Here is a 13,633-nt window from a genome sequence, read left to right on the forward strand (position 1 = left end):
TATACCCCTGAAACTCACGGGTATGAATCACGCAGGCGGGATGACGGCAACCAAATTAATAGGTCCAGAACCTAAGCCCATGTTGAACGATGCCAATTGAACAGAAAGGGCAATTTCCATCGACATTTCATGGTCGCTGTTAACATGGCAATGCTGATCTCCATTGTATCAAATTTTTCGCAAATATGCCCAGGAGACATACCCTTTGAGCCCACGCGCACGCACCAAAGAAACGCGGCACCAACGAGTGCCACCGGTTTGCTCGCAACTGTGAACACGTAAGGCGGTTCCATTTGGCAGACCAACAATCACATTGTAGCCTGTTCCGGGTCCACCACGCATTTTCAGCATGTCACCGTCTTCGACGCCAAAAACCTCGTATCGTCCGAGTGAGGCGGCCGTTGCTGGTGCAGCGTATATTGTGGCCCCCAGGAACATTGCCGCTACGGGTAAGAAGATTGCACTGCGCATCGCGTTATCCTGCTTGTTGCCTCATCTACAATCGTAGCGATTCAGCTCACCAAGAGGAATAACCCTAAGACAGGAATGCGCAAATTGGCCAAAGTCTGGTGGCTATGACTGCCACGCCCGGTTCGAAGGGCCGCAACGCAGTATCTCGATTGTCAGGCGATTTACTGGAATGGGTTGATCCAGAAACCTCAAGGAACGACGAACAATGTTCGTAGCGTGGGATACATGTGGGCAGCTATGCCAGATCAAATGGTTGCGTTGGAGGGGTTGATGCGTGAGGTTGCGAGATGGCTGCAAAAGAGACCGCGACATGATGATCTATGGATTGAACACCTGCGCGATTTGCCAGAAGGCCCGAAAGGCGTTGGAGGCAGAAGGCAAGGAAGTCACTTTCCGCGATGTCAGGGCGGAACCTCTGACCGAAGCGGAGCTGGCTGAGCTGATTGCAGAATTCGGGGACTTGCTGGTGGACCGAAAATCGAACGATTACCGAGCGCTTAATGACTGGCTAAAAAATTCGGAAGTAGAGGCACAGATTTCGGCCCAACCCAAGGTGATGGCGCGCCCGGTAATACGCGATCGGGATGTGTTGTATCTTGGCTGGGATGAGACGATTCAAGTCGCTTTGCTACAGAGCTGAGTTTTTAAAAAAAATGCATAATTAGCTTAACGAAACCCGCTGAAATGCTGCACATGGCCGAATGCCCGCTCTCGGAGTGCCGTTCGGTAGATCGTGGTAGCTGCAGAACGTCTGCAATGGGCGGAGAGCCTTTTTGCATCAGGCATCGGTCATATGCTGGACCAGTGAGGTCAGCTGTCTGTCGCCATGGCCATCGTCCCAAGCCGTCTTGGTTCGGTCATGCATCAACCGGATGAAATCAGCGGGAGCATTAAGTGAGAGATAGGTCTTCAACGCATCCTCTTGCGCCATCGCGTAAACCTTCAGAGAGGCTTCTGCATTGTCGTAGTCCTCGGTCGGAACGGTTCTGGCAAAGAGATCATGGTAGTCCTTGACCAATTTGATCGTGGCAGGAAGTTGGTCGGCATAAACTTGCATCGGGATGCCCGCTTTCTGACAAACAAGTGCACCGTATATCATTCCGAACATAAACCCCTGCCGAACCGTGAAGAGGCCGGCGAAGAGCGCGGCAAGCGCCGCTGGCTTCTCTCCAACATGGGCGGACTTTCCACCCAAGTTTCCGATGACGCTGCCATAACGGTCCCAGGTACCGGCACTGCCGACCGTCAGGATTGTGGTTTCGTCACCGCCAATGCCAGAAGGGTAGGCATTGATCATGCCAAGCATGTAGCCAGCCCCCTGTTTCTCCAGGATGGCGACCAGTCTATCGGCATCCGAGGTATCGCCTGTGCTCATGTCGCAGATAGTCTTACCCTCTAGCGAAAGACTCAGCCCGTTGACTAGTTCAACTGTTTCCGTGTGGCTCTTGATACAAATGATGACAAAATCAGACGCCGCGATGGCATCATTCGGTGAGGAGCAGATGGTGGCGCCAACCTCAGCGAAAACCTCTGCCTTTTCCGGCGTGCGGTTCCAAACGCTGACATCGTGACCTGACTTGAGCAGGCAATGCGCCAGCGCTGACCCCATGTTGCCCAGTCCCAATACAGCAAGTTTCATGATCTTAGCCTCCTGTGTCCGCCAATGAGTTCCAGCACCAGCATGCGCCGGCATGGGGAGATGACATAGTTGTAAATTTTTCTATATTGTTAGATGGTCTAACTTATGGATTGGCGCACGCTTCCCTCGTTGACATCTCTCAGAGCTTTCGCCGCCGCCGCCGAGTTTCAAAATCTGACCCGGGCGGCAGAGGCACTGAACGTGACCCATTCCGCAGTCAGCCAGCAAATCCGCGGGCTAGAACAACAACTCGGCACCCGGCTTATCACTCGTACCCGGCACGGTATTTCTCTGACATCGCAAGGCGAATTCCTGTCGGCTGGTTTGCTTGAAGCCTTCGCTGAAATGGCCTCTGTGACCGAGAGGGTGACGAGTGCAGAGTCGGTTCGACCGTTGGTGGTCAGCGCGACTCCGATGTTTTCAAGCGCGTTCCTCATGGCGCGGCTGTCGACGTTCATTGATGAATTCCCCAATATCGAATTGAGGATCGATTCAACGATCCAGGCTGTCGATCTCAAGCCGGGCGGAATTGATATGGCCGTCCGATACGGAACAGGTCGCTGGTCAGGGCTTGTCTCGCAGATGCTGCTACCTGGTTGTCTGACGGTCGTCGCGTCCCGCGAACTGATCGGAAACAGGGTGCTCAAAAACCCTGTAGAATTGCTTGATTTCACACTTCTTCAGGAACAGGCGTCGGTCGAGTTTGATCTGTGGCTGGAAAAGGCTGGCATCCCGCCCGAAGCGGAACGGAAAGTGATCCGCATGCCGGGCAACATGCTGTTGGATGGCATCCGCCGAGGTGACGGTATCGGGGCGACAGTACCGGCCTTTGTCTCTGACGAGTTGAAGTCAGGACAACTCGTGGCGCTGTTTGATGATCCAATACCACGGATCGGCTATTACCTTGTCACGCTGTCTGGTCCGGTTCGGCCAGTGGCAAAACTGTTCATACAGTGGCTTTCAAAATCAATTACCGAATATGAGAAAAGCCTGTTCCGATGGCCGCCCGGTCACCTGTTGTAGACGATAAAGAGCACCGGTTAGAGTCAAATAGGGTCTGGCTTACAAGGTAACGACCCGACAATGCTGCGCTACGACTGAAGGTCCGCTCTGTGGATGCCGCACCGCTGCGTTAATGGCAGGGGCGAAGGTCCGGTGTGGGCCGTGAGACTCAGTGGGGCAGGCAGCAGCACTGCCTGCCTGAGAAGCACATTTGTTCTGTCATGCCGACGCCGCCTTGGGCCATTCTGCCTTCAACAGCCGTGCAAAGATCATCACATGCGTGACCAAAAGTACCGGGACAAAGAATGTTGGAATGAACCAAGTGGGGCCAAAGTAGTTAATTGCCTCGGCTTGGCGCAAGGCGTTCACCAGATCTACAGTACCTAGGATGTTGAAACCCCACACCAACGGAAGGGCGGCCACTGATCCCCATCGCAAAGCGATAAGCGCGGCGATTGCCAGAAACGCCGAGAGTAAATCGCCATAGCTGGCGCTGGTTGCGAACGCCTCGGGCAACCCTCCGTTGTTGAGATTTGGTACCAAGAAGCTCATTCCGATGTGTCGGAATGCATGCGGCAACAGCAGGATTGAGAGCGCTGCCGCCGCCGACAGCCGTGCAAGCCAGGGTGCAACGTACCACGCCGCGATCAGAGCAAAGACAAAGAGACTCATCGCGAACTGAAGAAGGAATATCACTGTGGGCGTCATCTGATCGGTCCTTTCGATATGCGTTTGTTTACGTGAATTGGAGGTAGGCAGACCTTCACCCTCGAACCGCAGTTTGCGATACGCTCACCTCGGCCCGGATCGCCCCCAATGATGCGGCCGGAGCAATCTCGTGGGCTGTTCCAGTGGCGACATCATAAAGCAAGGCTGAGACGGTGATCGCGTCCGGTACCTCCGGTGCTACCGCTAGGCGCTTGATGTCTGCGAAAAGGTCGCTTTCCTGATCCGTGATCGCGTACTCGGACACATCTATCCCAAGCTTTTTCAGCAGCGCGTCCTGAAGGTCTGGATTGGACAGCCGCTGGGCTCCACATTGTGTGTGCTGCATCAGGATTACGTTGAACGCCTGTTCGCGGCCCTCCGTCATGACGCTCACCAGAAAGGCGAGGGTGGCGATTTCTTCGATTGCAGCGCGTGTAACCCGTCCGCCATTGTTTCGGATTACAACCGCATCACCAAGCTCCAGTCCGAGGATGTGCGCGGGATCGACCCGGGCATCGCCGCAAGTCAGCACAACCGTTCGCAACTTTGGCAGGATCGGCAGGTTAGCACTGTCAAAGCCCGCCGCGAATTCTTGGTTTCGAGTGATAAGTTCGTCCTGAATGTTCATTCAGAGGTCCTTTCGTCTTGGGGGACAATCCTTCGTCTTGCGTAGTGTCAGGCGACACGCATCGGTGCGGTCTTTCTGGCGGTGGGCTGGTGACTTTCCGCCCACGCGGCGTCGTCTTGGCAATACGACGGGGAAGAAAGCTGTACATAGTCTCGCTGCATCTGGGCGCGATCAAGATCGAAGGGGCGCGTCGTGAGGATCTTTAGAAAGCTGCCGATCGCGCCAATGCTGCCTGGTAGGCTGCGCGCCAGGCCCGGTTGATCAGCGACCTTGCGCCGTACAATGCTTTCGAAGGCTTCAGGTTCGTGCCCGCTGACTTGGAACACGTCTTCGGTTGGGGCGTTCACCGCGAAGGCGCCTCGCCGGTACTCTTCTGAATAGATTGCAAGCTGGGTGACTGCCGCTTCCGAATAGTTTGCTGGGCGAAGGGCTTTCAGCGCCTTGACCATCATACGCTCGGAAATGTCGACATAACGTACCCGCCGCCCCAGCGCCCGGCCCATTGCTTCAGCGATCTCGTTGGGTGACAACAGCGTTGGGCCCGTGGGACGATATGTCTTGCCTGCATGGTGTGCCGGATCCGTCAAGGCACCGACAACTACGCTGGCAATGTCTTCGTTTGAGGGGGCGGCATTCTTCTTCACGTCGCCGTCGCCGAGCGGCATCGTGAACTGCCCAAGATGGGCCGCCATGCCCAGTACCATCAGGTAGTTTTCAGCAAACCAGCCGACATTCACCGTGGTTACGGACATCTCGGGGCGCATGCCGATCAGGATGTCGCCCAAGTAAACTTCGCGTGTAAACAGTGATGGGTGATCTACGCTCGAAAGCCATTGGCTAAGTGTAACGACATGTTCAACCTTTGCTTCGTAAGCCGCAGCGGTGAAGACTGCGGTGAAGTGCAGCCCGTTGGGTGCCGTCGGGGCGCATTGATACGCCCGCTGCACGCCTTTCATGGCTTTGCGCATGTCGCTCAGCGAATACTGGTCACCCACGAATAATTCAGCGCCCGCGCGATCTAGCATGTCAGAACGATGATCTCTCTGTCGTATGAACGCACGGACTTGGTAACCCTTGGCTCTGAGCTGATGTGCAACTTGCAGTCCGGTCTTACCGCTTGCACTTGTGACAAGGATCTTGGGTTTGGTAGGCACGGGCACGCTCCTTTAGATGATGCTTGCAATCTATAATTTAGATGATACATATAATCTTAAATGTCAACCCCGTCTGGGAGCGCGAAAATGCCGAGGATGTCGGAAGCGGAGAAACAGCGCAGTCACAACAGGATACTGGATGCTGCAGCGCAGTTGTTCCGCGAACGCGGGGTCGAAGCGACCAGCGTCGCTGACGTCATGAAGGCAGCCGGAATGACACATGGCGGTTTCTACCGGCACTTCGAGTCGAAAGAGGATTTGATCGCGACAGCCTTCTGGCACGCAGTCGACGATGTGGTTTCCGACATGGAGCGCGAAGAAACCAGCGAAGGGCGAAAGAAGGAGCGCCAAGGCTACATAGCTAAGTATCTTTCCCAAGCTCACGCTCAAGATAGTCGGAACGGATGCCCGTTGGCGGCGATGGGAACAGAGCTTGCCCGCACAACGGGCGCGCCCCATCAAGTGGGCGCACAGGCGTTAGATCGCATGGCGGCCCTTTTGCAGGACACGTCGGAAACCCGTTCGGGTCAGGGCTTAGCTGCGATGGCGCTCTTGATGGGCACGATTACCCTGGCTCGTCTGACGGAATCCGAAGAAGAGGCAGACCGAGCGCTGGAAGCAGGGCGCACAGCCATAGGTTTGCTTCAGGATTATTGGCCGAAAGAAAGATCCTAACTATCGCAGAGTATCCCGAGAATTTGACGGCTATGTTGTGGTTTGCCGTCACCCGCTGTTCGACAATGCTGCAAGGTGCACGAACGGCAGCAATGCGCAGGCTGCGCTGCAGCGTCGAGTGGTGAGGCAAACGGCTGGTTTGGGCCGTACAGGACAGGGTTTATCTTGGCTTGGGAGTCATTCTGCGCCGCATCCGACGGTAGCAGTGAGTCCAATGTTTCGAATGCCGCGACTGGCATCGACGTCTGTTATGCGCAGTAATGCGGACTTGGCAACATCGAACGAATTACCCAGAGCGTAACTATAGCTAATCCACTGCGATTGCAGTTCTGTTGCCGAATTGCTGCCCTTCATTTGAAGGAATGTACCAGTCGCTAATGAATGAGTACAATCTCTCATTTATTTACAAGGTCTTATTCTTCTAAGAGCTCGCGGATATTAACGTCCAACTGTGCCGCAAAGCCTTTGTCGTTACCAGGATTGGCGGCGCAATGACCCCATGGCGAGTCGTAAGGACGGAAGATGGCGTTAGGCATGTGGTGGGCCTCAATTTCATTGTCTTCAGGAGGGAAATAGAGGTCCTGAGTGCAGGGCATCAGGATGGCACGCGCCTTGATGGCACCCAGCGCCAGTTTGTAATCCCCATTGTAAAGTGGCCCGGCAGAGATGTCGCCAGCCTGCCAGGTGGCAAGCTTGGCCAGTAGATTGTTGGCATCCCAGCTTTGTACATGGTCCTGTTCCCAATCTTGCATCAGCTCTTCAATGGATTGGAATCCAAGCTGCTCATAAAGCCCCTCGCGGTAAAAGGTCTGAGAGAAAGCCCAGCCTGCGTAGACCCGACCGAAGGCTTTGAGCCCGGCCTTGGGCGGGCTGTCATAATTGCCGCCGTTCCAATTCTGGTCCGCGCAAAGGGCGGCCTTGACCCCTTCGAGGAAGACGAAATTATGCGGTGAGGTTTTGGCCGAGGCGCAGAAAGGCAAGATCGCTTGTACCATATCCGGGTATTGCGCCGCCCATTGATAGGATTGACAGCCCGCCATTGACCAGCCGGCGACCAGCGCGATCTTTTCGATGCCGAGGTGATCTTGGATCAACCGATGCTGCGCCGCGATATTATCCCACATCTGCACCAACGGAAATCGCGGGCCGTCTTGAGGGGAGGGCGTATTCGAGGGCGAAGACGAACGGCCATTGCCGAACAAATTTGGACTGACGATGAAGTGGCGGCTTGGGTCAATAGCGCGACCGGGGCCGAAGAACCCTTCGTTCCGAGTATTTGTCCCCGTGTAGAAGGTCGGTAGGACGATGACATTGTCTCGGGTGGCCGACAACGTGCCGTAAGTTTGATAGGCAAGTTTGGCGTCGCGCAAAACCTGACCCGATAGAAGCGGGAAGTCTCCAAGGTCGAATGTCCTAAACTCATCCACGACCATCTTTCAGTACAGCCTCAGATACTCTTGCACTTCCCAGTCAGTGACCGATTGGTGATAGCGCTCCCATTCGTCGTTCTTGTACTCGAGATAGGAGTTGCGCATCACGCGCCCCATCACATGTTCGGCCATCTCGTCATGACGCAGAGCCTCAATAGCGTTGAACAAAGTTCGCGGAAGCCTGCGTATACCGAGCTCGGCAAGCTCGGATTCAGTCTTTGAGTACAAATCAAAATCTGTTGGTTTGCCCGGATCGATCTTGTTTTTGATGCCTTTTATTCCGCAGCTCAAGTGCATCGCCATCGCGAGATAGACATTCATTGTCATGTCACAGGCGCGATTTTCGATGCAGTGGCGGCTTTGCGGAAGGCGGAACTGGGCGGATCGGTTGTTGAAGCCGTAGGTGATATTTGTCGGGGCCCATGTGACCGTGCCGCCTTCAAAGCCGCCAACACGTGGCACCAGACCGTTATAGGAATTCACCGTCGGACAGGTGATCGCGGTGATTGCTTCTGCATGCTGCATCAGTCCGCCAACTGCCCAGCGGCTTTCGTCACTCCAATCGCCATCCGGCGTTTCGAAAATGTTCTCGCCCGGACGGCTTTCATGCTGCATCGACATGTTGATATGCGCGCCAGACCGCCAATCGCCCACTGTCGGTTTCGGCATGAAAGTGATGAACATCCCGTGCTTTTTTGCGACTTCTTTCAGGGTGATGCGCAGGAATGCCAGCCGATCAGACATTTCCAGCATGTTGGTGTAGTGGAAATCCAGCTCGAACTGCGAATACGCACCCTCGGCCACCACGTCATGCAGGTTCCAACCCAGACCCTCGATGATGTCGATCATGTCTTTCAGAAACGCCATCGAGTCGATCGAGTATTCAACGTCATAGCCAAACGCCTGACGGCGGGGCCGAAGGCCGCTTGCAGGGTCGTCGTCAAACGCCTTCACCGGCTGACCGGCGTCGTCGTATTTCATCACAATGAATTCGGGCTCGACCCCAGCATAACCTGTGTACCCTTCCTGCGCAGCCTCGTGCATGGCACGTTTCAGGGCCTGACGCGGGCAGACATTATAAGGCGCATCTTCCCAATAGAGATCCGAGAAAATAATCGCCATCGATGTGTCCCACGGACAGACGTAGACGGCATCGAGATCCGGAACCACTACCTGATCGCTGTCGGCGGGGCTTAGCTCGGGCACGTACGAAATCGAATGCACCGCGAATTGTGGCCCTTTCCCAAGGCATAGCGGTTCAAAATCACTCATCGGTACGGGTTTGGTTTTTGGAATACCGTGCAGGTCAATCCAGGCAGCCATCACGTATTTGACGCCAGCCTCCTCCAGACGTTGCCGTACCTCTGCGATACGCGGGCGGTTACGCTCGACAGCGTCATGGAAAGTCTCGTAGTAGATGCGGGTGCTGGCATTGTCCTTGGGCATTCGGCGTCCTCCCATCGAATGGCAATCAGATTTGGTTCACCGAAGGTGATCCCTCAGTGTTGGTGCTGGTTTCGGTTGTTCTGTCGCTCAGCGGTTAAGATGTTCAGCCAGGGACAAAATCGTCAGGGTCGATGCCCGGAACCTGCGTGATCCCGGCAAGCTGTTTCCAGTTGTGAGGGTAGGCGGCATAGAAGATCACGCATTTGCCATCCGACTCGTAGGAAATGTGGTTGTCCTTGGGGACAAACAGCACGTCACCGCGATTGCAAACATAGCTTTCGCCATCGCAAACCAACCGGAAAGTACCTTCAAGGCAATAAATGATTTCGTCGCAGGTCAGATCCCACGGCACCTTGATGTTGTTCAGGACGTTGATACCGCCGCACATGGACTTGCTGAATTCGCTGGTCACCATTGGTTTGATGTAAGTGTCGCTGTCGCCCATCGAGTCGTAGCGATTTTGAACCAGATCGAATTTGAAAAGTTGAGGTGTGTCACCCATTTGGTCAGCCTTCCTGTGCCAGGTGTTTCAGTATGGATTCGTTCAATTCGACCTTGTAACCGTCAGGGTCCTCGCAAAAGGCGATGACCCTTGTGCCGTTTTTCATTGGCCCCGGTGGGCGGGTGATGTTTACCCCGGCCGCAGCCAGCTGTTCGCACGCGGCATAAACATCTGGCGTTTCGATGCAGATGTGACCCCAACCGTCGCCTTTGTCATAAGGCGTGCCCTGATCCCAATTGGCGGTCAGCTCCAGCGTGGGAAACTCGGCCTCGGGCCCATAGCCGATAAAGGTATTGGTGAATTTGCCTTCGGGGTAGTCCGTGCGCCGCTGCACTTCCATACCCAGAATTCCGCAATAGAAATCCAGTGACTTCTCCATGTCGGTGACCCGCATCATCGTATGGGCCAGACGAAACCCTTTGGATATGGACTTGTTCATCGATATTGTTCCTTCTTGCTTAAGTACCGGCCACGTCGCGCTCGATCAGATCCTGAAAGGCGCGGACGCTGTCCTCCCAAGCGGGCGACAACAGGCCCCCATCCTCGGCGACCGGGGATTTGCGGCCCTCAAACATGCGTTCAACCATCTCGTGATCTTCCTTGTGGACATCCCACCAAAGGTTTCTGAGGGCTTGTACTTCCTCGGCGCTCAGTTCCTGGCCTTCTGTCGTGTAAAGTGCTCGGTACTGGCGCATCTTTCCGGGACCAATGGGCACGTTCAGATATACGCCCAGCTGATCCGGAAAATAGCGGCCCAGAATAAAATTGGGGTACAGGGTCAGATAGCGAGAGCTGACCCCCAGACTGCCGGATGTGCCCAACTCTTCGTTCAGATCCACCGCGCTGCCGATGCAGGTGCCATCGGTGATTGTATAGTGGTTTTCCAATGGTTGATCAGTGGTTGAGGCATGGACAAACTGAACGTGGTAGGGCTCAATAAAGTTCTCCATGATCAGCTTCCAGTTGGTGCTAATCTCACCAAAGTCGAGCAGGCCAATTGGTTCCACTCTGGTGAAATCCATCCCCTCCAGCCGGCTGATCAAAGGCGCGGCATAGTCTTCGAAATCAGGCGCGTTCCCATCCAGATTGACGAAGATCCAGTCATGCCAGACATGGGTGCGTACAGGCTTGAGGCGATGATTTTTGATGTCAAAGCCGTCGAACTCCTGCTTGCCGGTTCCGGCAAAATGAGGTGCAGCCCGCAGGCGGCCATCCAGGTCATAAGCCCAGGCATGATAGGGGCAGCGGATCAGCTTGCCGACATTCTTGGGCTTGTCGACCAATGTCATACACCGGTGCAAGCAAACATTGTGAAACACCTGGATGTCGCCGTCACGACCGCTCACCGCCAGCAGTGGTAAGTCTGCGCAGGTAACCGGATGAGCATCACCGGGGTTAGCCATCTGATGGGCAAACCCGATGAACACCCAGTTCTTGGCCAGGACAGTCTGGCATTCCCGCTGCCAGAACTCTTCGCTGCGATACGCCCCGGCGGTCAGCCCGTGCTGAGGCCCTCCAATGGCCTGAGTTCTATCCTCGGCAATTGTCATTTGTCCTCCCTTCGACACTGCCACCTGTACCCGTCGGTCCAACGACAGGCGCATGGTTTTACCGTTTCTCGCGGTCTTCCTACTTGCGGACTCTGTCCCGCCGCGCCGGGAATTGAAGTTTCGACTGCGAATATCGCATTAGCCGCCTAACATTCTTTCGATTTTCGCGAATATTTTGGGATTTTGGGGCACGAATCAGAAATAATCTGGTCAAAAAACGGCATGGAAGTGCGAATTTCGAATAACCAGGTCGTGTGGATTGCGAGAGCCGCAATTTCAGCGGGATTTTACAGAAAATTTGGCAATAGGCCCGCGTCACGGTCCTTGGAAGCTGCGGTGTCGAGGGCAAAAGATGTCGTTTTCTGCACTTCCTGCCACAGAATTCTTAGGAGAGAATTGCGAATTTCGATGTCCTCACCTAGTCTCAGCTACGAATGCAGCAATCGAGCATCGGGTATATGGCAGTCAAAAAGCAATCAAACGTGCGCGCCTCCGCACAGAGCATTAGGTCCCCAAAGGATGACTTGAACCAGCAGATCATCCGGCTATTGCAGCAAGATGGTCGGATGGCTTTTTCGGAAATTGCACAGCAGTTGAATGTGTCCGAAGGAACCATCCGCAACAGGGTGAGCGGTCTGCGAGACAACAACATGTTGCGGATCGTTGCGATGTCGGATCCGGTGGCCACAGAATACACAACCGACGCGATGATCGGGTTGAATGTGGCCGCTGGCGTGACCCCACGCCAGGTGGCGAAGCGCCTTGAAAAGAACCCAAGGGTTGTTTTCATCCTGTGGGTCGCGGGACGTTACGACCTGATCATTGAACTGGTCAGTGACCACGGTGACGCATTGAAGGAATTTCTAGAGCATGAAATCCATGCGAGTGACGATATCGCCAATGCCGATGTTATGCCGGGGCTGAAGAATTTCAAGAATCAGTTTCTGCTAAAGCAGGATGTGAAGGAGTGAAGAGGAAGAAGCCGATCGCTGACGTTTCTAATGCGAAAGGGTTTCAACAGGGTTTTTGGGGAGATGTTCAGCGCCGATCTTAATGCCGACCCCGACAGCCATCCGTCTTCCGAACTGCGCGAACGATGTTGTCTAATATTTCGCTTTGAATGTCAGATCCTGCAGCGAGTTACCGCTTGGGCTTCGGGCGGACGGTTCAGAAATCATCATGGATGCTTTCTTCCTCGCCAGTTACATAACGAGCCCATTCGTTCATGATTAGTCGACGTTGCTCCAGATAATCCGTCCTGCGATACGCCCTTTCGACCTGACTTCCTGCAACATGGCCAAGGCTGGTTTCTGCGACTTCCCTTGGCGCATTGGTTCGGTCCGCCACCCAATCCCGAAAGCTGGATTTGAACCCATGAGGCCTATATGGCAAACCTGCCTTGCGCATATGTTGCCCCATCGTCATATCCGAAATCACTCCTTTGCGAAGGCCGGGGAAGAGAAAACCATCACGGTAGAAGGGTTTGGTGAGGTCAACCACGCGCTGGGCTTCGCCGGACAAAGGCACGCGAAAATCCGCCGTTTGGCCTAACCGGCCCTTCATCTGATGCGCAGGGATTGTCCAAATGTCATCTTCAATTTGATCGTATCTCATAAAGCGGAGTGGACCTGAGCGGGCTGCCGTCAGGATCAGCATCCGCAGGGCCAGATTGGTTGTCGTGGGCACTTCTAGGGTTCTGTAGAATTCTGGAACGTCAATCCACGGCATGGCAGCAATGTGTTGTGGCGTATGCCTAGATTTACCAAGAAGCGCTTTGGCTTTTTCGGTGGCTTGCAAATCTACGTCCAACCCTAGCGCCGCAGCGTGCCTTAGAGCGATGCTGAGGCGATTAATGGCTTTCCGGGCAGTTTTTCCCCCTTTGGAGTGCCAAATGGGCTTCAGAGCGTCTCTTATGTCGATCTGATCGATATCTGAGCCGGGGATCTACCCAGTTTGGGTAAGACATGTAGTTCTAGAGGAGAAAACCAGCGCCCAGCTTTACCGTCGCCTTTGAGTTCGGCCTTCCGACTTTCGAACGCGTCCAATGCGACATCCGCCAAACAATGTAAATTGCGTTCAGCCTCACGCCGTTGTTTTTCGCGTTCTTTGATTGGATCAAGACCCTTCCGGGCAAAGGCGCGCCACTGTTCCGCGTGTTCTCTTGCTTCTTTGAGCGATACATCTGCAATGGACCCAAGGCCCATTTCACGCCTGCGACCGTGTACCGTGATCCTGAGGAACCATTGCCCGCCGTCATCTTGGCGCTTGTGTAACCACAATCCGGCACCATCGTTGTGCTTACCGGGGCCTGCTGCCTTCACCGCTGCGGCCGAAAGTTTACGGATAGGCCGCGCCATTCGTCCACCCTCCTATCCACCTTATTGTCTGCGGTATCCTGCTATATCCTGACACATAACGGAATAGCTAA

Annotated in this window: 16 protein-coding genes; 4 read left to right on the forward strand and 12 right to left on the reverse strand. The window is 54.6% G+C overall.

The features are described from left to right. Positions 1–168 precede the first annotated feature (168 nt). Positions 169–471, reverse strand: a complete 303-nt coding sequence (locus AC2FFF_RS13285; protein ID WP_142637291.1) for an SH3 domain-containing protein — start codon at positions 469–471, stop codon at positions 169–171. 310 nt (positions 472–781) lie between these two features. Between AC2FFF_RS13285 and AC2FFF_RS13290 the strand changes: the two genes are divergently transcribed. Then, positions 782–1,111, forward strand: a complete 330-nt coding sequence (locus AC2FFF_RS13290) for an arsenate reductase family protein (RefSeq protein WP_281973422.1) — start codon at positions 782–784, stop codon at positions 1,109–1,111. Positions 1,112–1,249: 138 nt separating this feature from the next. Here AC2FFF_RS13290 and AC2FFF_RS13295 read toward each other — a convergent pair whose 3' ends face one another. Beyond that, positions 1,250–2,164: an NAD(P)-dependent oxidoreductase gene (locus AC2FFF_RS13295; RefSeq protein WP_281973421.1), complete on the reverse strand. Its 915-nt coding sequence runs from the start codon at positions 2,162–2,164 to the stop codon at positions 1,250–1,252. A gap of 75 nt (positions 2,165–2,239) precedes the next feature. On the opposite strand from AC2FFF_RS13295, the gene AC2FFF_RS13300 reads away from it, so the two are divergent. Then, positions 2,240–3,133 carry a LysR family transcriptional regulator gene (locus tag AC2FFF_RS13300; protein ID WP_221929485.1) on the forward strand — a complete coding sequence of 298 codons (894 nt, stop codon included), beginning with the start codon at positions 2,240–2,242 and terminating at the stop codon, positions 3,131–3,133. A gap of 198 nt (positions 3,134–3,331) precedes the next feature. Here AC2FFF_RS13300 and AC2FFF_RS13305 read toward each other — a convergent pair whose 3' ends face one another. Genes AC2FFF_RS13305 through AC2FFF_RS13315 form a run of 3 tightly spaced genes read right to left on the reverse strand, consistent with a single transcriptional unit; the run spans position 3,332 to position 5,608 of the window. Continuing rightward, complete coding sequence (locus tag AC2FFF_RS13305; protein ID WP_142637299.1) at positions 3,332–3,820, reverse strand: DUF8737 domain-containing protein; 489 nt, start codon at positions 3,818–3,820, stop codon at positions 3,332–3,334. Between the two features lie 55 nt (positions 3,821–3,875). Next, positions 3,876–4,448 carry a carbonic anhydrase gene (locus tag AC2FFF_RS13310; protein ID WP_142637301.1) on the reverse strand — a complete coding sequence of 191 codons (573 nt, stop codon included), beginning with the start codon at positions 4,446–4,448 and terminating at the stop codon, positions 3,876–3,878. Between the two features lie 47 nt (positions 4,449–4,495). Then, positions 4,496–5,608 (reverse strand): NmrA family NAD(P)-binding protein, encoded by a 1,113-nt coding sequence (locus tag AC2FFF_RS13315; protein ID WP_496882971.1) that lies wholly within the window; start codon positions 5,606–5,608, stop codon positions 4,496–4,498. Positions 5,609–5,689: 81 nt separating this feature from the next. On the opposite strand from AC2FFF_RS13315, the gene AC2FFF_RS13320 reads away from it, so the two are divergent. After that, the gene (locus AC2FFF_RS13320) at positions 5,690–6,277 is read left to right on the forward strand and encodes a TetR/AcrR family transcriptional regulator (protein WP_185956695.1); all 588 of its coding nucleotides are present in this window, start codon (positions 5,690–5,692) and stop codon (positions 6,275–6,277) included. Positions 6,278–6,690: 413 nt separating this feature from the next. Here AC2FFF_RS13320 and AC2FFF_RS13325 read toward each other — a convergent pair whose 3' ends face one another. From AC2FFF_RS13325 to AC2FFF_RS13345, 5 genes are all read right to left on the reverse strand, one after another. Continuing rightward, positions 6,691–7,704: an alpha/beta fold hydrolase gene (locus tag AC2FFF_RS13325; protein ID WP_425595604.1), complete on the reverse strand. Its 1,014-nt coding sequence runs from the start codon at positions 7,702–7,704 to the stop codon at positions 6,691–6,693. 9 nt (positions 7,705–7,713) lie between these two features. Continuing rightward, the gene (locus tag AC2FFF_RS13330) at positions 7,714–9,153 is read right to left on the reverse strand and encodes a glutamine synthetase family protein (protein WP_281973417.1); all 1,440 of its coding nucleotides are present in this window, start codon (positions 9,151–9,153) and stop codon (positions 7,714–7,716) included. 103 nt (positions 9,154–9,256) lie between these two features. Next, positions 9,257–9,655 (reverse strand): cupin domain-containing protein, encoded by a 399-nt coding sequence (locus AC2FFF_RS13335; RefSeq protein WP_074739464.1) that lies wholly within the window; start codon positions 9,653–9,655, stop codon positions 9,257–9,259. A gap of 4 nt (positions 9,656–9,659) precedes the next feature. Then, a complete protein-coding gene (gloA, locus tag AC2FFF_RS13340) occupies positions 9,660–10,094 on the reverse strand; it encodes a lactoylglutathione lyase (RefSeq protein WP_085823161.1) in 435 nt (144 codons plus the stop codon). Positions 10,095–10,113: 19 nt separating this feature from the next. Beyond that, positions 10,114–11,205 (reverse strand): aromatic ring-hydroxylating oxygenase subunit alpha, encoded by a 1,092-nt coding sequence (locus AC2FFF_RS13345; RefSeq protein ID WP_281973416.1) that lies wholly within the window; start codon positions 11,203–11,205, stop codon positions 10,114–10,116. Between the two features lie 434 nt (positions 11,206–11,639). Here AC2FFF_RS13345 and AC2FFF_RS13350 point away from each other — a divergent pair, with 434 nt between their 5' ends. Beyond that, positions 11,640–12,176: an Lrp/AsnC family transcriptional regulator gene (locus AC2FFF_RS13350; protein WP_496708133.1), complete on the forward strand. Its 537-nt coding sequence runs from the start codon at positions 11,640–11,642 to the stop codon at positions 12,174–12,176. 196 nt (positions 12,177–12,372) lie between these two features. Here the strand turns inward: AC2FFF_RS13350 and AC2FFF_RS13355 are convergent, their stop codons facing one another. Beyond that, entirely contained in the window at positions 12,373–12,933 is a 561-nt protein-coding gene (locus AC2FFF_RS13355; protein WP_345741761.1) for a tyrosine-type recombinase/integrase, read from the reverse strand. A gap of 182 nt (positions 12,934–13,115) precedes the next feature. Continuing rightward, complete coding sequence (locus tag AC2FFF_RS13360) at positions 13,116–13,562, reverse strand: Arm DNA-binding domain-containing protein (RefSeq protein ID WP_345741760.1); 447 nt, start codon at positions 13,560–13,562, stop codon at positions 13,116–13,118. Positions 13,563–13,633 lie beyond the last annotated feature (71 nt).

Source organism: Ruegeria sp. YTSA226 (assembly GCF_059609905.1).

Excerpts from the sequence above, each read along its gene's own strand:
- AC2FFF_RS13320 (WP_185956695.1), top strand. The coding sequence starts at position 5,690 with ATGCCGAGGATGTCGGAAGCGGAGAAACAGCGCAGTCACAACAGGATA.
- AC2FFF_RS13305 (WP_142637299.1), bottom strand. The coding sequence starts at position 3,820 with ATGACGCCCACAGTGATATTCCTTCTTCAGTTCGCGATGAGTCTCTTT.
- AC2FFF_RS13330 (WP_281973417.1), bottom strand. The coding sequence starts at position 9,153 with ATGCCCAAGGACAATGCCAGCACCCGCATCTACTACGAGACTTTCCAT.
- AC2FFF_RS13285 (WP_142637291.1), bottom strand. The coding sequence starts at position 471 with ATGCGCAGTGCAATCTTCTTACCCGTAGCGGCAATGTTCCTGGGGGCC.
- AC2FFF_RS13360 (WP_345741760.1), bottom strand. The coding sequence starts at position 13,562 with ATGGCGCGGCCTATCCGTAAACTTTCGGCCGCAGCGGTGAAGGCAGCA.
- AC2FFF_RS13310 (WP_142637301.1), bottom strand. The coding sequence starts at position 4,448 with ATGAACATTCAGGACGAACTTATCACTCGAAACCAAGAATTCGCGGCG.
- AC2FFF_RS13290 (WP_281973422.1), top strand. The coding sequence starts at position 782 with ATGATGATCTATGGATTGAACACCTGCGCGATTTGCCAGAAGGCCCGA.
- AC2FFF_RS13295 (WP_281973421.1), bottom strand. The coding sequence starts at position 2,164 with ATGCCGGCGCATGCTGGTGCTGGAACTCATTGGCGGACACAGGAGGCT.
- AC2FFF_RS13335 (WP_074739464.1), bottom strand. The coding sequence starts at position 9,655 with ATGGGTGACACACCTCAACTTTTCAAATTCGATCTGGTTCAAAATCGC.
- AC2FFF_RS13345 (WP_281973416.1), bottom strand. The coding sequence starts at position 11,205 with ATGACAATTGCCGAGGATAGAACTCAGGCCATTGGAGGGCCTCAGCAC.
- AC2FFF_RS13350 (WP_496708133.1), top strand. The coding sequence starts at position 11,640 with ATGCAGCAATCGAGCATCGGGTATATGGCAGTCAAAAAGCAATCAAAC.
- gloA (WP_085823161.1), bottom strand. The coding sequence starts at position 10,094 with ATGAACAAGTCCATATCCAAAGGGTTTCGTCTGGCCCATACGATGATG.
- AC2FFF_RS13355 (WP_345741761.1), bottom strand. The coding sequence starts at position 12,933 with ATGCCGTGGATTGACGTTCCAGAATTCTACAGAACCCTAGAAGTGCCC.